Below are 18,241 nucleotides of genomic sequence, written 5' to 3'. Positions count from 1 at the left end.
AAACCATGTCATTGCGAGCGATAGCGCGGCAACCTCGTCGGAAGCATAGCGGTAATGCATTGGCGACGAGTTTGCCGCGTCGCTGCGCTCCTCGCAATGACATATTTATGTATTCTTATTAGTCCCCATCCTCACACTCACCGCATTCCTATGAGCGTGCAGGCCTTCCATTTCGGCCAGTATCTCTACCGACGGGCCTATGTTTTGTATGCCTTCTTCCGTTAAATACTGGAAGGTTATTTTCTTCACAAACGAATCTACCGATACGCCCGAATAAGCCCTTGCATAACTGCTTGTTGGCAACGTGTGGTTAGTGCCCGATGCATAGTCTCCCGCACTCTCCGGAGTTAAATTACCTAAGAATACCGAGCCTGCATTAATGATCTTCGGCGTTAAATCTTTCCACTGCTCAGTCGCCAAAATTAAGTGCTCGGGTGCGTATTCGTTGCTGAAATTCATCGCCTCATCCAGGTCTTGGGTGATGATGATGTACGAATTATCCAAAGCCTGTTTAGCTATTTCTGCACGCGGTAAAACGGCCAGTTGTTTTTGTACTTCCGCTAATGTTTTATCAGCTATGTCTTGCGAGGTACAAACCAATATCGATTGGCTGTCTATCCCGTGCTCGGCCTGTGCCAGCAAGTCGGCGGCAACGTAAGCGGGTTTGGCGCTCCTATCTGCAATTACCAATACTTCAGACGGACCCGCAGGCATATCGATGGCGGTTGTAGTGGTGCTTTGAATGATAGTTTTGGCCTTGGTTACAAACTGGTTGCCCGGGCCAAAGATCTTGTCGACCTTGGTAATAGTTTCGGTACCGTAAGCCATAGCCGCAACGGCCTGCGAGCCACCAACCAGATACACTTTATTGATACCCAGCATCAAAGCTACATAGGCGATAAAGGCATTCACCTTACCATTTTTTTGCGGGGGCGAACAAACCACGATCTCGCTGCAACCTGCAATCCTCGCCGGGATACCCAGCATCAAAAAGGTTGATGGTAAAACAGCAGTGCCGCCGGGAATGTACAAACCAACTTTTTCTATGGCCCTTAACTCGCGCCAACAGGTTACGCCGGGCATGGTTTCTACCTTATCCTCGGTTTTTAACTGCGCCTTGTGGAATTTATAGATATTAGCATAAGCGGTTTGTAAAGCTTCCTGCTGATCTTCGGATACTGCGGATGCTATTTCTTCCAGTTCGGCCCTGTCAAGATAAAGTTTGGTCAGTTCAACCTTATCAAACTTTTGGGCATAGTCTATCAGGGCGCTATCGCCGTTTTGCTTAACATGTTCTATAACCTCCTCAACTAAAGCGCGAATCTCGTTCGCAGGGTCAACATTACGCTGAACCAGGCGGGCGATGTCGTTAGCAGAAAGATCTGAATAATGAAAAACGAAGCCCCCCCCGCCCCCTGAAGGGGGAGCTTTTGAAGTGCTTTTTTGTTTTTTATCTATACTCATTATAAAATATTTTACTCCCCCCTTCAGGGGGTTGGGGGGCTCACAATATTATCTTCTCAATCGGCATTACTACAATGCCTTGCGCGCCGGCTTGTTTTAGCTGGCTTATGCGGTCCCAAAAATCGCGCTCGGGGATCACGGTATGTACCGCCACCCAGTCAACCTCGGCCAATGGCACTACCGATGGACTTTTTACGCCCGGCAGTAAAGCCGTTACCGCATCAAGGTTTTTACGTTCTACATTCAGCACCACGTATTTGGTTTCCTTCGCCCGTAATACCGACTGGATCCTTTGTATCAATTCCTGCACCAAATCATCGTTCTCGCTGCCTTTGCTGCCAATTAAAACGGCCTCGCTGCTCATCACATCGGCAAAGGGGATCAGCCCGTTGCTTTTTAAGGTACCACCAGTTGAAACCAAATCGCAAATGGCATCGCTTAAACCAAGGCCCGGCGAGATCTCTACCGAACCCGAAATGGTGCGGATATCAGATGAGATGCCTTTTTCTTTCAGGTATTTACCTAATATAACCGGGTAAGTGGTAGCAATTGCCTTGCCGTTTAGCTGATCTAAAACGGTAATGGTATTGTTATTTGGCACCGCTATTTTTAACGAGCATTTACCAAAACCAAGTTTTTGCAGATAACTTACCTCAACCTCGGTTTCCTGTATCACGTTTTCGCCAACAATGCCCAGGTCGGCAATGCCATCCTGCACATATTCGGGGATATCATCGTCACGCAGAAAAAGGATCTCTAACGGGAAATTTGATACAGGGGAGATGAGCGAGCTCTTATAATTTTCGAAATTAAGGCCGCAATTTTTTAACAATTCAACGGATTTTTCGTTGAGCCGACCCGATTTCTGGATCGCTATTTTTAGTGTTTTCACAAGCTGATTTTAAGGAAATGAATATAAACGGAGGACGATATTTCGCGTAGAAACATATAATTATCTGATCACCACATGGTGGTGATGGTGCAGATGTAAATGATATGTGTTAAGTCCGTTCATTTTGTATAATTGCTGTGGGTAAGCGATGCAAATATATGTCCTATTTTATTAAATCAAAATTTTATGTGAAATTGATTGCTAAAAATTCAATTTTATCTGCCATTTATTAGCAGAATGGCAATATGTATAAGTGCTTATGTAATTTATTTGTCTGAACTCGAATTTATGGAATTATAGAATTTTGAGAATGAAGTTGCTATAGTTCGATTAATTCCCAAAATTCGTTTAATTCGAGTTCAGACCATCTTCCCCCTCATACTCATAAATAGCACCCTCTTCAAACTGCTTTATCACTTTTAGTTTTTTTACCTTTTCAATATCCTTGATATTAATAAGTTCTTTGTTCTCAAGGTTATTGAACCAGATGAGGTAGAAGCGTTTTATCTTATAAAATTTTTCTACATCCTTTTTGAAGAATTTATGCGGAACAAGGTATGACGACATGCCCGAAAAGAAGTAAACTGCTTCGTGCGCATCAGAGTAAATGGTAACCCTGGGGTCGAAAATGCTTTTATCTATATGACGCAGGTAATTGGCAAATTCCGATTCCATCCACCCGTCATCGGTGTAGCCGGGGTTCCCGTAATCGTCGGCAATTTGCTCATCGTATCGCTTTTTATCAACCAGGTAAATTTTGGTGATATAACCCAGCATCATCAATATAAACAGCGTAGCTACGGTAATACGCATATTTTTAAGCCTGATGCGTTTTAAAAGCAACAGGCCCCAACTGGTGTAACCCCACAAAGCCGGTATATACATGGGCGATAATAAGCGCGGGTTAATGCGCTCGTACCGCGAAAAGGTAGACGACAGCACAATAAACAGCCCATAAACCAGCGCGAAGGTGATAGCCAGGTTCTCAAAACTATCCAACTTGCGGCGGGTAAAATTAAATGCAAGGGCGGCTATAAAACCTGCCAGTATAATTATGGCAAGCGGCAATGCTACTAAGGTGTACATGTTGGGCGTCATCCCCATCCACTCGCAAAACACCGAGCCAAAATAGAACAGGTTTTTGCCAAAGGATGTGATTGAAGGCTCGCGCGGACCGGTTACCGTGCCCGTATGCAAAGCGTTGAATGTTAGGTTGGCCACCAGCAGCGATATACAGATAACGCCATATATTAATATATGCCCTATCTTTTTCCTGATGGGGAGTTTCCTGTCTAACAATAATAACAAACCGCCTGTACCTACAATGGTTACCGCGGCATAACGGGTTATGCAGGCTACGGCCGCAATAATCGCGGCAAACACCAGCCATTTACCGGCATAGGTTAACATGTATTTGCGGAAAACGATGAGGAAGAACAGCGCCTCCAGGATGAACAGCGTCTCGGACCACAGGTAGGAGTACACCTGCAGCAAACCGGGATTTAAGATGATAGCCGCCAGCACCAGCCATTTATATATGCGCGATGAGGGCACAAAGCGCGACATGATCCACCCGCTGGTGTATATCAGCGTGGCAAACAGTATCATGTTTAGTGTAGCGCCAAAGGCCACCGGGTCTACCCGCGTTATAAAGCTGATGATACCTAAAAACAGTGGATAAAATACCGGGAAATCAACAATAGGGATGTGGTTAAAAGTAAGCAGGGTACCGTTAGCTACAAAACTACGGGCCGCGCTGGTGTACATGATGGAATCGGGCGATATGCCTATTCCGCTGTAGCTGCAAAAAGTGTATATAGCAAAAGCGGCAATTGCCGCAAACAGCAGCGTGTCGTAGTTTTTTAATTTGTCAGGTATCTGCATCAATTAACAATCTATTTTACGGCAGGGTCATAACCATTTATCCAGTTGGTTAATATGGCATCAGGGCTTTCGAGGTTTACATCCTCCATCAGTTCTGTAAAATAAGCACAAATGCGTTTTTTGTCCTCTAAATCAAGGTCGGCATAATAAGGCCCGAACCGGGTTAACCCGATCCTTACATAATCCTCAAATTTATCTGACGAAACCCCGTCGCCTGATATTTTAATAAAGTCATCAGCAACAACGTTTAGCAGGCTGTTTAGTTTGGGCTGCAGTTCGGGTTTTGATAAACCGCGATAATTAACCTCTCCTGTTTCGGGGTTTAGCTTTGCCTTAATTTTAAAGCTATGAAGCTGTTGCCTGGCCTGCGCGTTATCACCCTGGGCAAATGTTTTGTTACTGATACCGGCCGCAAAAAGTAGGATGATAATAAAGAGTTTTTTCATTTTGATATTAGTCGATCAAATTTAAAATAGTGCTTATCGGCTGGTCGCTGTCAATTAAAATACCTTTTACACCTGCGGCTGTACCTGCCTCTACATCCCGCTCGCGGTCGCCAATAAAGTATGATCTTGCCGGGTCGATATTGTATTTTTCGATGCCCTGCAACAACAAACCCGGCTTTGGTTTGCGGCAGTCGCAGTCGCCGGTAAAGTTGGGATGGTGGGGGCAGTAAAAAAAGTCGGTTATCTCTACGCCATGGTCGCGATACACCTGTTTTAGGTGGGCATGCATTTTACCAAGTTCGGTTTCATCATACCAGCCTTTGGCCAAACCGCCCTGGTTGGTAGCCACTAAAAGAAGGTAGCCGCGGTCCTGCAGTTCTTTAAGCGCGGCAAAATTATCCAGCACATGAAAATCTTCCAGGCGGCATACGTAATCGCCCATTTCTTTGTTTAAAACGCCATCGCGATCTAAAAATACTGCTTTAATTTTTTCGGGCATATATTATATGGTGTAAGTCAATTTTGGCAAAATTAGTTTAATGCGTCAATTTGCTATGTGTGCATATTAAATTAACGTTAATAATTATTAAATTCATATAAATAAACCAATATTATCGCCTAAATTATAATTTTTTTGTAACAAAAGGTTCTTGTTTTAACAATTTTGAAAAAATTAATAGCGATTTTATAAAAATATTGAAATTTGTTAATTTCGTTATTACCCGCGTCACTAAAAAGCGGATAAAAGAATGGATCAAACAGATGGCAACCAGCAGGGCCTGTACAGGTCGGAATTTGAGCACGATTCCTGCGGAACAGGGTTTATAACCAATATTAACGGTCATAAATCTAACCATATTATTGACGATGCATTAACCATGCTGGAGAACATGGAGCACCGCGGCGCATGCGGCTGTGACCCCGAAACCGGCGATGGCGCAGGTATCTTGATTCAGCTTCCTCATGAATTTTTGATGGAAGAATGCTCGGATCTGGAGATAAGCTTACCTGAGCCCGGCGAATACGGGGTGGGGATGATATTTTTCCCGAAAGAGTCGGCCTTAAAAAAGGCAAGCCGCAAAATTATTGCTGCCGCGGTTGAAAAACTGGGCCTGCATATACTGGGTTACCGTAAGCTAACGGTAGATTCATCGGCCATTGGCGAAACCGCCCGCCAGGCCGAGCCCGACAGCGAACAACTGTTTATAGCCCGCCCGCATACCATTACCAATACCGATGATTTTGAGCGTAAACTTTACGTTTTACGCCGCTATATAAACAAAACCGTTACCGAAACTATCCCGGCCGCGGCAGAACATTTTTACTTTACATCGTTAAGCTGCCGTACCATTATTTACAAGGGGCAGGTTACCACTTACCAGCTGCGTAAATACTTTACAGACCTGGCAGATCCGCGCCTGGCTTCGGGTTTCGCGGTCATCCACTCGCGTTTCTCTACCAATACTTTCCCATCGTGGAAACTGGCACAACCGTTCCGCTTAATTGCGCACAACGGCGAGATAAATACCCTTACCGGTAACCTTAACTGGTTTTATTCGGGCTTAAAATCATTTGCATCGGCATACTTCACTAACGAGGAAATGGAGATGCTGCTGCCGGTTATCGATAACAACCAGTCAGATTCGGCATGTCTGGATAACATTATCGAGATCTTATTGCACACCGGCCGCTCGCTGCCGCATGTAATGATGATGCTGATCCCCGAGGCATGGGATGGCAACGAGCAAATGGACCCTGTTAAAAAGGCGTTTTACGAATACCATGCTACCCTGATGGAACCCTGGGACGGCCCGGCTGCTATATCATTTACCGATGGTAAAATTGTAGGTGCCGTGCTCGATCGTAACGGCCTGCGCCCGCTGCGCTATGTAATCACCAACGATGGCCGCGTTATCGCCGCATCTGAGGCCGGTACACTTACCATTGACGAAAGCACAGTAGTTAGAAAAGGCCGCCTGCAGCCCGGTAAAATGCTGCTGATAGATACCGAAAAGGGCCGTATCATCACTGATGATGAAATTAAGAAAGAAATTAGCGGCCAGCAGCCCTACGGCACCTGGCTGGATAATTATAAAATTCGCCTGGGCGAACTGGCCGAGCCGCGTTTATCGTTCGCCAGCCTTAGCGCCGATGCGGTTTACCGTTACCAGCAGGTATTTGGCTACAGCCGCGAGGATATCGATACCATTATAAAGCCAATGGCTTTGGATGGTAAAGAGCCAATAGGATCGATGGGTACGGATGTGCCTTTGGCTATCCTTTCTGATAAGCCGCAGCACCTGTCCAGCTACTTTAAGCAATTCTTCGCCCAGGTTACCAACCCCCCGATAGACCCTATCCGCGAGCGTTTGGTAATGAGCCTGGCTACCTTTATAGGTAACAACGGCAACCTGCTGGACGAGGATAAAATGCACTGCCATTGCGTTGTGCTAAACCACCCGATATTAAAGAACCACCAGTTAGAGAAACTGCGTTCGATTGATACCGGTTTGTTCCACGCCAAAACACTGCAAACTTATTACAATGCCGATGGCAACGCCGGGTCGCTTGAAAAAGGTATTGCCAGGCTTTGCCGCTATGCCGAGGATGCCGTTGATGATGGTTTTGAGGTATTGATATTGAGCGACCGTGCTATCGACTCTGAGCATGCGCCAATCCCGATGCTTTTGGCTGTATCTGCTGTGCATCACCATTTAATTAAAAAAGGCCGCCGCGGCGCGGTAGGTATTGTTGCCGAAACCGGCGACGTTTGGGAAGTACACCACTTTGCCACTTTGTTAGCTTTTGGCGCCACCGCCATTAACCCATACCTGGCGCTGTCTACTATCGAAACGTTAAAGAACAACGGGCAGTTAGAAACCAGCCTGGATATCAAATCGCTTTATAAAAACTATGTAAAGTCGGTTAACGACGGCTTGCTGAAGATCTTCTCCAAAATGGGTATCTCCACCCTGCAATCGTACCACGGTTCGCAGGTGTTCGAGATCCTGGGGCTTAACAGTTCTGTAGTAGACCGTTACTTCAGCGGCGCGGTAACCCGCATAGGCGGTTTAGGCCTCGATGAAATTGCGCGCGAATCGCTTTGCAAACACAAAATAGGCTTTAACAGCCCTAAAAGCGAAGGCCACTTACTACCCGAGGGTGGTATTTACCAGTGGAAACGCCGCGGTGAAGCCCACTTGTTTAACCCAACCACGGTACACCTGCTACAGCATGCAACCCGCAGCAACAGCTACCAGGTTTATAAAAATTATGCTAACGCGATAAACGAACAAACCGAAAAGCACTTCACTATACGTGGCCTGCTGGATTTTGCCCACCATCGCGAAGCCATCAGTATTGACGAAGTTGAACCGGCAGAAAACATCATGACCCGCTTTGCAACAGGTGCCATGTCGTTCGGTTCTATCTCGCACGAGGCGCACAGCACCATGGCTATTGCCATGAACCGCATTGGCGGCAAAAGTAATACCGGCGAAGGCGGCGAGGACGAAATGCGCTACGATAAATTGCCAAACGGCGACTCGATGCGGTCGGCTATCAAGCAGGTTGCTTCGGCACGTTTTGGGGTAACTTCCAATTACCTTACCAATGCCGATGAACTGCAGATAAAAATGGCACAGGGTGCAAAACCGGGCGAAGGCGGGCAACTGCCGGGCCATAAGGTTGACGACTGGATTGCCAAAACCCGCCACTCTACACCGGGGGTAGGTTTAATATCGCCGCCGCCGCACCATGATATTTATTCTATCGAGGACCTGGCGCAGCTAATTTTCGATCTGAAGAACGCTAACCGTGCCGCACGTATCAACGTTAAATTGGTATCAAAAGCAGGGGTAGGCACCATAGCGGCGGGTGTTGCCAAAGCACACGCGGATGTTATTTTGATTGCCGGGTACGACGGCGGTACAGGCGCATCGCCTATAAGCTCTATCAAACACGCGGGCCTGCCCTGGGAACTTGGCCTTGCCGAAGCACACCAAACGCTGGTGCGCAACAAACTACGCAGCCGCGTAGTATTGCAGACCGACGGGCAGTTAAAAACCGGCCGCGATTTAGCCATAGCTACCCTGATGGGTGCCGAAGAATGGGGCGTTGCCACCGCAGCCCTTGTTGCAGGCGGCTGTATCATGATGCGTAAATGCCATTTGAACACCTGCCCGGTAGGTGTTGCCACGCAAGACCCTGAATTAAGGAAGTTGTTTAGCGGCAGCCCCGATCATGTAGTAAACCTGTTCCGCTTTATGGCCGAGGAGATGCGCGAGATAATGGCCGAGCTTGGTTTCCGTACCATTAACGAAATGGTTGGCCGTGTGCAGTTCCTGAAGGTTAAAGATGGCCTGCAAAACTGGAAAGCCAAAAAGATAGACCTGAGCGGCATGCTGCACCCGGTAACTGTTACCAAAGGCACAACGCTTTATAACAGCGAAAAGCAAGACCACGGTATGGATGCCATTATCGATTGGGAATTGCTGAAACAGGCTAAAGTAGCGCTGGAAGATAAAACGCCGGTATTTGCAACGTTTGATGTGATCAACGTTAACCGTACCATCGGTACGCTGCTATCCAACGAGATCTCGAAGATCTATGGTTCGGCAGGCTTGCCTGATAATACCATCAACTATAAATTTAAGGGATCGGCAGGCCAAAGCTTTGGCGCGTTCACTACCAAAGGCATCTCATTTGAGCTGGAAGGCGAAGCGAACGATTATGTAGGCAAAGGCCTATCGGGCGCGCAGCTGGCTATTTACCCGGCAGCAAATGCAACCTTTAAACCCGAGGATAATATCATCATTGGTAACGTAGCCTTGTATGGCGCAACCAGCGGCGAACTATTTGTACGCGGTATGGCAGGCGAGCGTTTCGCGGTGCGTAACTCGGGCGCTACAACAGTTGTAGAAGGTATTGGCGACCACGGCTGCGAGTACATGACCGGTGGCCGCGCGCTGATACTTGGCGAAACAGGAAGGAACTTCGCGGCGGGTATGAGTGGTGGTATAGCCTGGATCTACAACCCTAACGGCACCTTTGCAGATAATTGCAATACCGAAATGGTTGACCTTGACCCGCTATCGTTAAAAGATGAAGAACAGATAACCACTTTGCTGAAGAAACATATCAACTTAACCGGCAGTAAGGTTGCTCAGGGCATCCTCAAAAACTGGGGTAAGGCTTCATCGCAATTTGTAAAAGTATTCCCTAAGGAGTACAAGAAAGTGTTAGAAAAATTAGAATATCAAACCGTAAGCTAATATCATAATGGGAAAAGTTACAGGATTTCAGGAATTTAACAGGGAACTCCCCGCTAAAACACCTGTTGCCGAAAGGGTTAAAAACTATAATGAGTTTGTTGGTTTGTACACTGATGAAAAGCTAAACCAGCAATCGGCACGCTGCATGAACTGCGGAATCCCGTTTTGCCATTCGGGTTGCCCGCTTGGTAATGTGATACCGGAGTTTAACGATGCAGTGTATCGCAAAAACTGGGACGAAGCGTACCAGATCCTATCGTCAACAAATAACTTCCCGGAGTTTACCGGCCGCATTTGCCCTGCACCTTGCGAATCTGCATGCGTGTTAGGTATCAACAAGCCCCCTGTAGCTATCGAGGAAATTGAGAAACATATCATAGAGGTTGCCTACTCAAAAAACATGGTTAAACCTGTTGCCCCGCTGATAAAATCGGGCAAAAAGGTAGCTGTAATAGGTTCGGGCCCGGCAGGGCTGGCCGCCGCCGCGCAATTGAGCAAGGCGGGCCACAGTGTCACCGTATTTGAGCGCGACGACCGCCCCGGTGGTTTGCTGCGTTATGGCATCCCCGATTTTAAACTGGAAAAATGGGTGATAGACCGCCGTATCCAGATCATGGAAGAGGATGGTATCGAATTTAAATGCAATGCCGAAGTGGGCAAAAATGTTGCTGTTGATGAAGTTGTACGCAACCACGATGCCGTAGTACTAACAGGTGGTTCAACCATTCCGCGTAATTTACCTATCCCGGGCAGGGAATTTAAAGGCGTTTACTTCGCCATGGACTTTCTGAAGCAACAAAACAAGCGCGTTAGCAGCATAGCGGTTGAAGGCGAAGATATACTGGCGACAGATAAAGACGTAGTAGTGATTGGCGGCGGTGATACAGGCAGCGATTGCGTGGGCACATCAAACCGCCAGGGTGCAAGGTCTGTAAAGCAATTTGAGGTGATGGTGCAGCCGCCAGAGCAGCGCACACCGCATATGCCGTGGCCAACTTACCCAATGGTGCTAAAGACTACCAGCTCGCACGAGGAAGGCGTTGAGCGCTCATGGGGTATAAACACCAAAGAGTTTTTAGGCGATGCTGATGGCAACCTTAGGGCCCTTAAAGTGACCGATGTAAGCTGGGAGATAGATGTGATGGGCCGCCCGATAAAATTCAACGAAGTGGAAGGCAGCGAGCGCGAGATCCCTTGCCAGCGTGTATTCCTGGCCATGGGCTTTGTAAACCCGCAGTTTGAAGGCACGCTGGAGCAATTAGGCGTTGAGCTTGACGAGCGTAAGAATGTAAAAGCCAAAGAAGGTGTTTACCGAACTAATGTAAGCAAAGTATTTGCCGCAGGCGATATGCGCCGCGGGCAATCGCTGGTGGTTTGGGCCATATCAGAAGGCCGCGAGGCTGCCCGTAAAGTCGACGAGTTTTTGATGGGCCACTCCAACCTGGAAAGTAAAGACGCCGTTAACCAGTTTGAACAGGTTTTTTATTAAGAATAATAGTTAGTCAGTTATATACCTAAACCCTTGTCAGTTAATTCTGCAAGGGTTTTTTTGTGGGGGCAGGGATTCTAAAGCCGTCATTGCGAGGTACGAAGCAATCTCAGAACTGTGATTATCGACCATGCATAGTTTCGACCTTCTATCCGGAGATTGCTTCGTACCTCGCAATGACGCGTGGGGAAAGTCTCTCCGCCCGTTTAACTGTCAACGCTTAACGTAACAAACGGGAGCGTCCACGCTCCCGAAACTTACGAGTGCATTAGCATAGACACTGATCATACGAAAAATCAAACTTAGACGCTTGATTGGACGGTGAGGATGGAATGTTTTGGGACTACAAATGAGTAAAGTACTTACAGTAACAGTACTAAAAGTATAAACTATAATCAGGATGTTTCGCTGTACAGGGGTGTCCCATTCTGTCCCATTCAGAAACGAGTGGGACACTCTTTATAAAATTAATTATCTGTATATCAATTATTTATAATTTTAGCTGACTTTTTAATATCTAAAGTCAATTTATAATTAATTGATTATCAAATAATTGCATAATTATAGCTTTTTCTAATACAAATAGTGGGACACCTGATGCGTGACGCTTATTTATCCGCCGGGTTTTTCTTACCCGCCAGCAGCATTTCTATCATTTTGGCTATGCGGTTGGCTCTGGTTTGTTCCTGTTTTGCGCTTAATATCCAAACTACGTACTCCTTACGGTGCGACCACGCCAGCTTTTCGTAAGTTGCAATCGCGGCGGGCTCGTGAGCAAGCGCTTCCTGCAAATAAGGGGGCAGGGTTATTTGTTTTTTATCAACATCGATATAGGTGGAGTAGTCGTTTTGTTTAGAAATGGCCTCTTTACTGGTGTTCGATTTTTTAACAAGGTGTTCCGGCTTGAAACGCAGGGAACTCCAAACATTATTGATAGCTACGGCAGCAACCGGGCGCAGGCCATATTGCTCAGGTTCGGGCCAGCTTGCCATCATGGAAAGATCGGTATCGATGCCCGAATTTTTCCGGGGATAAATGATCCAAAGCGTAGTATCATCTTTAAGAGCAGGCTTTAATTGCTGTAAAGATTGCGCTAACTCAACGCTATTTTTAACAAATGCCTGCACGCCGTCTAAATTGCCATCAACCCCAAATTTGATCGTAACACCATCAGGAAGCGGCTCGAGCAATGCCAGGTAATCCTCGGGCGGGTTAAGTATCAGCCACGTTTGGCCGGATTTTATTTGCAGTTTTTTGGCAAGGGCGTTCATTGGTTGATAGATAATAGTTGATAGTTTATGGCAGCTGCAATTTATTGATTTTAGCTAAGTTGTGCCAATTAAAAACTACTATTTACTAAAGTATTAGTGTTTACGCGGAAGATACATTAGGGATTAAATTTCCAAAAATCGTTTAAATATATGGGGTATGTGGCCCCGCCCGCAATTTTACTGCTTGCCCCAAGGCCAAAGTACGCGGTGTTGCCAATTACAAATCCAACAGCTGCCGACCGTTCCTTCCCTTTAAAATCTTCCGCTTTGGTCCACTGATCTGTTGCCGTATCATATATCAAAACCTGGTTACGAAATTTCATATTCTGGCCAATCCCGCCAACAACATAAATTTTGGTGCCCTTAGTAAAAACAACCGGGTTATAAAGCGGCTCAATAATATCGGCTTTTTGTATCCACTTGTCAAGCGCAGGGTCGTATTCCCAAAAATCACTCACAACAGCATCTGTGCCGGCGCCTGCCCCAACATAAGCCTTGCCATTAACGGTAATGCCTATCATTTCGGCATTGCCCGTTCCGGGATAATCTGCCATTTGGGTCCATTCATCGGTAGCGGGCGCGTATTTCCAAACGTCCTGTTTCAATCGCGACAGCGCGCCAATTAAATATCCATGACCACCAATTGCAAAAGATATTGAACCCTGCCTTTTACCGCCTGGAAAATCTCCCTTCTGTATCCAGGTATCATTGGTGGAATTGTATTCCCAAAAATCGCTTTGTAAAAGATTTGTACCGTAGTTAAACCCGGTGCCCAGGTATGTTTTGCCGTTGATGGAGAAACCGGCCATCAGCCCCATCCCGCTGCCGGGATAGTCATTTAGATGCGACCATTTATTTGCCGAAGGATCGTACTGAAATACATTGGCAGCGCTGTTGTCGGAAGAGGCCTCATATTGCCCGCCAATAACATAACCCTTACCACCCTCCGAAAATCCGAACGTCCAGCGAAGCGCGGTGCCGGGATAATCCTGCACCTGCGTCCATCCTTTTGCCCCTACCTGCGTGGTGTCGGTGTCATTGTCTGTATCAGGTTCTACCTGCAGGTCTTTACATGAGGTGAGGGCGAAACACAATAAAATTGAAATTAACGCCAGGCTTAATTTAGGCATAATGATTATAGTAAGGGTATACTATAAAGTTACGATAAAAACCAAACAAACAAATTTAATTTTCTGATTATCATTTGGTTACCAAAATGCCCGAAACGATAAAATATTGTTGATTAATTGCCTATACAGCAAACTTCCATGAGTATTAATATTTCACCATGAACCATGAACGATTACCCGTGAACTATCTTCGAATAAAAATCCCACAAAACAATACCTGCCGATACTACGATGTTGAAAGAATGCTTGGTGCCAAACTGGGGGATCTCGATGCAGGCATCTATATGCTGCATTACTTCATCGCTAACGCCGTTTACTTCGTTGCCAAATATCAGCGCGTATTTTTGGTTAGGGGCGGGGATAAAGGTGTTTAGCATAATGCTGTTCTCGGCCTGCTCAATAGCGATGATCTTATAACCATCGGCGCGGAGTTGTTCTGCCGCCTGCAAGGGTGTTTCAAAATAGGCCCAGCTGATGGATTGGGTAGCACCCAGGGCTGTTTTTTCGATCTCGCGGTGCGGGGGCTGGGCGGTGATGCCGCAAAGGCAAACCTGCTCAACCGCGAAACCATCTGAAGTGCGAAATATGGAGCCGATATTGTGCATACTGCGCACGTTATCAAGCACCACGGCCACGGGCAGTTTATCTTGCGCCTTAAATTCGGCTACAGTAGCACGGTTCAGTTCGTCGAGTTTTAACTTGCGCATATTATTGAAATGATAAACCGCGAAATTACGATTTTACCGTCTCTTTCAATATACCTACGCCGTCACCTATCAGGGATGCGTAAACCGAAGGCGCATAACCAATTTTATCGTTGTAGTATCCGGTAACCTCCTTGCTGAATTTATCAAAGGCATCCCTTTTTACCAGGGCAATGGCGCAGCCGCCAAAGCCAGCGCCGGTCATACGGGCACCTGCAACATCCGGGTTGGTTTTGCAGTAGTCTACAACGGTATCCAGTTCCACGCCGCTTACCTCGTACAGGTCGCGCAGGGATTGGTGCGAGGCGTACATCAGCCGGCCAAATTCGGCCAGGTTGTTATTGCTCAAGGCTTTTGCAGCCAGCTTTACGCGGTCGTTCTCCTCCACCACGTGTTTGGCACGGCCCTGAACTACGCTATCTGTTATCAGGTATTTGTATTGCTTGAAAGTTTCGGCGTCGATATCGCACAGGTGATTAATATCCAGTTCCTGCTTTAATGCTGCAAGGGCGGTTTGGCATTCCTCTACGCGCTCGTTATATTTCGATTCGGCCAGTTTGCGGGGCTTGTTGGTGTTGATAATGGCCAGCAGGTAATCGCCCAGGTTGCTGTCAACCGCCTGGTAATCCAGCGTATCGCAGTTCAGCATCAGGGCTTTGTTCTTTTCGCCAAAGGCAACGGCAAACTGGTCCATAATGCCGCAGTTAACGCCAATAAATTTATTCTCGACCGATTGTGATAGTTTCACCAGATCCAGTCGGCTATAATCGGCTGTAAACAGGTCATTCAAAGCAAAAGCAGTTACCACCTCTATAGATGCAGACGACGACAGGCCCGAACCGATTGGGATATCGCCATAAAACAGCATATCAAGGCCCTGCAGTTCTTTACCGTCGTTTAAAAAATGGGCTATTACGCCAACCGGGTAGTTATACCAAACCTCGCCTGTTTTTTTGTGTTCGGTATGCATGGGTACCTCGGCCTGCTCAGGAAAATTGAGGCTTTTAAACCTGAAAACATTATCGTTATTAGGCGATACCAGTAAATACGAACCAAAAGTAATAGCGCACGGCATAACCAGTCCGCCGTTGTAGTCGATATGCTCGCCAATAAGGTTTACCCTGCCCGGCGAAAAATAAGTTTCCGTGGCTTCTTTACCATATCGCTTAATAAATTCTTGTTTCAGATCGGTTCTCATAAATGGTTTTCGTAATTGAAAAACAAATATTGTAAATTATACAGTTATTCCTGTATGGCACCCGAAATTTTTTTTCACAGCGATAATTTGCATGCTAAACAGAACTTGCTGTTATTTGTAATTATCCTATAAACAAACATCTCCAGACATGAACCAATACCTTGTTACCGCTTATGACCATACTGATGAAGGCGCCCTTGCACGCCGCATGAATGTACGCCCGCATCATTTAGACGCAGCCAAAGTTTTAAAAGAGAACGGCAATTATGTGTTGGGTGGCGCTATCTTAAATGACAAAGGCGAAATGATAGGATCGGTAATGATAGTGCAGTTTGAAACCGAGGAAGCCCTTGCAGCATGGCAGCAAAGCGAACCCTACATCACCCAAAAGATATGGGAAACCGTAGATGTGAAACCATTCAGGGTGGCAAATGTGGGATAAGTCGAAAGTCAAAAGTTTAAGTCGAAAGAACTTGCTGTTAACCCCGACTTCGGTGAGTCCCGGACATCAAATTTGACTTTTAACTTTAAACTTAAACTTTTTAACTATTTCCTTCCCGTGTATTCCCATTGACCTGTGGTATTTCTTTTGTAAACTACGGTGTGGTTTGCGCCTTCGGCTTTAAAGCTAAATTCAAAAGTATGATGGTCAGGGTCATCGGGCAGAAATTGCTCTATAATGCTGTCAGCGATCAGCCTAATAGTATCTTCTTTTGGCAGAGATCCTGTTTTAGCCTGCAGGTTGGCTTTATAATCGGCAAAGGTGGCAAATATAGGCTGGCCGTTGTTAAGCTCGCGGGCGGCGTTAAAAGCGCCTTCTTCGGCTTGCAGCCGGTAATCTTCCATGGCTTGCAATAACCCATCGGCGGCTATTTCGGGCGTGCCATCCGCGGCGTGCGAATAATAGCTGTTCAATATTTCTTCTTTGCTCTTCATCGGCACAAAAATACAGAATAACAAAAAAGGATGCCGGTTATTTCAGCATCCTTTATAATTAAATTCTTCCGGAGAGATTATCCAACCGGGGGCGATATACCGTCCAACTCGTCAATATCTTCGGCATCCAGCGTTATGCCGGCTGTTTTCATATTCTCTTCCAAATGCGCGACACTTGATGTGCCTGGTATCAGCAGTATATTCTTTGAGTGGCTCAGTAACCAGCTTAGAGCTACCTGGTGCACCGTAGCGCCATGTTTTTGGGCTACCTGCTGCAGTTTTTCCTGCGCAGCCACATTACCGGCATTTAGCGGGAACCACGGGATGAAGGCGATATCGTTGTCCTCGCAGTAGTTTAGTACGCCTTCCCATTTGCGGTTATCTACACTGTACATGTTTTGTACCGATACCACTTCAAAATAGTCCTGCGCTTTTTTAATATCATCGATATCCACTTCTGATAAACCTATGTGGCGGACCTTGCCATCGGCCTGTGCCTGTTTTAAAAATGCAAAGCTTTGCTCGGCGGGCACGTTCGGGTCTATGCGGTGCAGTTGGTACAGGTCTATCTGGTCAAGTTTTAGGCGTTTCAGGCTGCCCTCTAATGCTTCTTTTAAATGTGCAGGGCTCGAATTGATTGGCCATTGATCGGGTCCGGTGCGCAGCAGGCCGCCTTTAGTGCCAATCACAAGGTCGGGCGGGTAGGGGTAAAGCGCTTCGGCTATCAGTTCTTCAGAAATATGGGGGCCATAACTGTCGGCGGTGTCAATAAAGTTTACACCAAGCCCTACCGCGCGCTTTAAAACACGGATGGCTTCGTCTTTATCTTTTGGCGGGCCCCAAATGCCTTTGCCGGTTATGCGCATGGCACCGTAACCTATACGGTTAACAGGCAGGTCGCCGCCTATGCTATATGTTTTTTGGAAAGTTGTTGTTGCGTTACTCATCGCGTTAATTCTAATGATAAAATGAATAAACGCTAAGCAGGCTTTATTGTTCGGTACAATGGTTCACGAAAATGTCATATCACCATGTAACAAGGGTAATTAATATCAACAATTATGGATAAAATTTAAAAAAGGGTTATCGCCAAAGGCCGATAATAGCGCCCATTATGGTTAACGATACCACACTATAGCCGCCGTTTATAAAAATATAGCGCCAGCTTTTAAGCTCGAACAGGCTGTGTATGGCAATGGCCCCAAACGTCCATACACCTGCCAAAAAACCGGCTGTTGCACCCCAGCTAACATCAGTTTTGGGCTCGGCCAAAAAAGCGGCAAGGTTAGCTGCCATTATTAAAGAGAACACAAGTGTAAAGCCGAAGATCTTGCCTTTGTTGCCTTTTTCCACTTGTTCAACGGTTAAGTTACTATCGGTCATCCAGGCGTTGCCAAATAATGGCCGGGAATACCAGATACCGCCAACTGCAAATCCGGAAAGGGCCGCCACTATTACAGCGGGCCAGTTAATTAATGACATATCCATATGCTTAAGTTATTTAGGTTATCTAAATGTATGAAATTAAGTTTGGATAATGCAACCGCTAAGTGC

15 protein-coding genes are annotated in these 18,241 nt (G+C 46.4%); 3 read left to right on the top strand and 12 right to left on the bottom strand.

Annotated features, from left to right (window positions below):
• Positions 1 to 105 precede the first annotated feature (105 nt).
• The 5 genes from hisD to EWM62_RS17945 all read right to left on the bottom strand — a co-directional run bounded on the left by hisD (position 106) and on the right by EWM62_RS17945 (position 5,185).
• Positions 106 to 1,464, bottom strand: a complete 1,359-nt coding sequence (gene hisD, locus EWM62_RS17965; protein ID WP_129878061.1) for a histidinol dehydrogenase — start codon at positions 1,462 to 1,464, stop codon at positions 106 to 108.
• 40 nt (positions 1,465 to 1,504) lie between these two features.
• A complete protein-coding gene (hisG, locus tag EWM62_RS17960; protein WP_129878060.1) occupies positions 1,505 to 2,356 on the bottom strand; it encodes an ATP phosphoribosyltransferase in 852 nt (283 codons plus the stop codon).
• A gap of 348 nt (positions 2,357 to 2,704) precedes the next feature.
• Positions 2,705 to 4,240: a hypothetical protein gene (locus EWM62_RS17955; protein WP_129878059.1), complete on the bottom strand. Its 1,536-nt coding sequence runs from the start codon at positions 4,238 to 4,240 to the stop codon at positions 2,705 to 2,707.
• Between the two features lie 11 nt (positions 4,241 to 4,251).
• Complete coding sequence (locus EWM62_RS17950; RefSeq protein WP_129878058.1) at positions 4,252 to 4,686, bottom strand: DUF4844 domain-containing protein; 435 nt, start codon at positions 4,684 to 4,686, stop codon at positions 4,252 to 4,254.
• A 7-nt stretch (positions 4,687 to 4,693) separates the two neighbouring features.
• On the bottom strand, positions 4,694 to 5,185 hold the full coding sequence (locus EWM62_RS17945; protein WP_129878057.1) for a D-glycero-alpha-D-manno-heptose-1,7-bisphosphate 7-phosphatase: 492 nt from the start codon (positions 5,183 to 5,185) through the stop codon (positions 4,694 to 4,696).
• 250 nt (positions 5,186 to 5,435) lie between these two features.
• On the opposite strand from EWM62_RS17945, the gene gltB reads away from it, so the two are divergent.
• A complete protein-coding gene (gene gltB, locus EWM62_RS17940; protein WP_129878056.1) occupies positions 5,436 to 9,959 on the top strand; it encodes a glutamate synthase large subunit in 4,524 nt (1,507 codons plus the stop codon).
• A 7-nt stretch (positions 9,960 to 9,966) separates the two neighbouring features.
• Complete coding sequence (locus tag EWM62_RS17935; RefSeq protein WP_129878055.1) at positions 9,967 to 11,448, top strand: glutamate synthase subunit beta; 1,482 nt, start codon at positions 9,967 to 9,969, stop codon at positions 11,446 to 11,448.
• A gap of 608 nt (positions 11,449 to 12,056) precedes the next feature.
• On the opposite strand, the gene EWM62_RS17930 is transcribed toward EWM62_RS17935, so the two are convergent.
• From EWM62_RS17930 to EWM62_RS17915, 4 genes are all read right to left on the bottom strand, one after another.
• Positions 12,057 to 12,719: a YdeI/OmpD-associated family protein gene (locus EWM62_RS17930; protein ID WP_129878054.1), complete on the bottom strand. Its 663-nt coding sequence runs from the start codon at positions 12,717 to 12,719 to the stop codon at positions 12,057 to 12,059.
• Between the two features lie 116 nt (positions 12,720 to 12,835).
• The gene (locus EWM62_RS17925) at positions 12,836 to 13,849 is read right to left on the bottom strand and encodes a Kelch repeat-containing protein (RefSeq protein ID WP_129878053.1); all 1,014 of its coding nucleotides are present in this window, start codon (positions 13,847 to 13,849) and stop codon (positions 12,836 to 12,838) included.
• A 173-nt stretch (positions 13,850 to 14,022) separates the two neighbouring features.
• On the bottom strand, positions 14,023 to 14,556 hold the full coding sequence (locus EWM62_RS17920) for an RNA methyltransferase (RefSeq protein WP_129878052.1): 534 nt from the start codon (positions 14,554 to 14,556) through the stop codon (positions 14,023 to 14,025).
• A 25-nt stretch (positions 14,557 to 14,581) separates the two neighbouring features.
• Positions 14,582 to 15,751, bottom strand: a complete 1,170-nt coding sequence (locus EWM62_RS17915) for a galactokinase (RefSeq protein WP_129878051.1) — start codon at positions 15,749 to 15,751, stop codon at positions 14,582 to 14,584.
• 148 nt (positions 15,752 to 15,899) lie between these two features.
• Here EWM62_RS17915 and EWM62_RS17910 point away from each other — a divergent pair, with 148 nt between their 5' ends.
• Positions 15,900 to 16,193, top strand: coding sequence for a YciI family protein (locus EWM62_RS17910; RefSeq protein ID WP_129878050.1), 294 nt, complete (start codon positions 15,900 to 15,902; stop codon positions 16,191 to 16,193).
• A 104-nt stretch (positions 16,194 to 16,297) separates the two neighbouring features.
• On the opposite strand, the gene EWM62_RS17905 is transcribed toward EWM62_RS17910, so the two are convergent.
• From EWM62_RS17905 to EWM62_RS17895, 3 genes are all read right to left on the bottom strand, one after another.
• Positions 16,298 to 16,687 carry a hypothetical protein gene (locus EWM62_RS17905; RefSeq protein WP_129878049.1) on the bottom strand — a complete coding sequence of 130 codons (390 nt, stop codon included), beginning with the start codon at positions 16,685 to 16,687 and terminating at the stop codon, positions 16,298 to 16,300.
• A 77-nt stretch (positions 16,688 to 16,764) separates the two neighbouring features.
• On the bottom strand, positions 16,765 to 17,634 hold the full coding sequence (locus EWM62_RS17900) for an aldo/keto reductase (protein WP_129878048.1): 870 nt from the start codon (positions 17,632 to 17,634) through the stop codon (positions 16,765 to 16,767).
• A 136-nt stretch (positions 17,635 to 17,770) separates the two neighbouring features.
• Positions 17,771 to 18,175 (bottom strand): DUF1761 domain-containing protein, encoded by a 405-nt coding sequence (locus EWM62_RS17895; RefSeq protein ID WP_129878047.1) that lies wholly within the window; start codon positions 18,173 to 18,175, stop codon positions 17,771 to 17,773.
• Between the last annotated feature and the right edge of the window lie 66 nt (positions 18,176 to 18,241).

The sequence above is a fragment of the Mucilaginibacter terrigena genome (assembly GCF_004168255.1).
In the GTDB taxonomy this organism is placed as follows: domain Bacteria; phylum Bacteroidota; class Bacteroidia; order Sphingobacteriales; family Sphingobacteriaceae; genus Mucilaginibacter; species Mucilaginibacter terrigena.
This window is presented reverse-complemented; position numbering and strand designations above follow the sequence as displayed.

Bases quoted from the DNA above. Each gene is read 5' to 3' on its own strand.
- EWM62_RS17920 (WP_129878052.1), bottom strand. From the start codon at position 14,556: ATGCGCAAGTTAAAACTCGACGAACTGAACCGTGCTACTGTAGCCGAA.
- EWM62_RS17935 (WP_129878055.1), top strand. From the start codon at position 9,967: ATGGGAAAAGTTACAGGATTTCAGGAATTTAACAGGGAACTCCCCGCT.
- EWM62_RS17930 (WP_129878054.1), bottom strand. From the start codon at position 12,719: ATGAACGCCCTTGCCAAAAAACTGCAAATAAAATCCGGCCAAACGTGG.
- hisD (WP_129878061.1), bottom strand. From the start codon at position 1,464: ATGAGTATAGATAAAAAACAAAAAAGCACTTCAAAAGCTCCCCCTTCA.
- gltB (WP_129878056.1), top strand. From the start codon at position 5,436: ATGGATCAAACAGATGGCAACCAGCAGGGCCTGTACAGGTCGGAATTT.
- EWM62_RS17915 (WP_129878051.1), bottom strand. From the start codon at position 15,751: ATGAGAACCGATCTGAAACAAGAATTTATTAAGCGATATGGTAAAGAA.
- EWM62_RS17895 (WP_129878047.1), bottom strand. From the start codon at position 18,175: ATGGATATGTCATTAATTAACTGGCCCGCTGTAATAGTGGCGGCCCTT.
- EWM62_RS17955 (WP_129878059.1), bottom strand. From the start codon at position 4,240: ATGCAGATACCTGACAAATTAAAAAACTACGACACGCTGCTGTTTGCG.
- EWM62_RS17905 (WP_129878049.1), bottom strand. From the start codon at position 16,687: ATGAAGAGCAAAGAAGAAATATTGAACAGCTATTATTCGCACGCCGCG.
- EWM62_RS17925 (WP_129878053.1), bottom strand. From the start codon at position 13,849: ATGCCTAAATTAAGCCTGGCGTTAATTTCAATTTTATTGTGTTTCGCC.
- EWM62_RS17945 (WP_129878057.1), bottom strand. From the start codon at position 5,185: ATGCCCGAAAAAATTAAAGCAGTATTTTTAGATCGCGATGGCGTTTTA.
- EWM62_RS17910 (WP_129878050.1), top strand. From the start codon at position 15,900: ATGAACCAATACCTTGTTACCGCTTATGACCATACTGATGAAGGCGCC.
- EWM62_RS17900 (WP_129878048.1), bottom strand. From the start codon at position 17,634: ATGAGTAACGCAACAACAACTTTCCAAAAAACATATAGCATAGGCGGC.
- EWM62_RS17950 (WP_129878058.1), bottom strand. From the start codon at position 4,686: ATGAAAAAACTCTTTATTATCATCCTACTTTTTGCGGCCGGTATCAGT.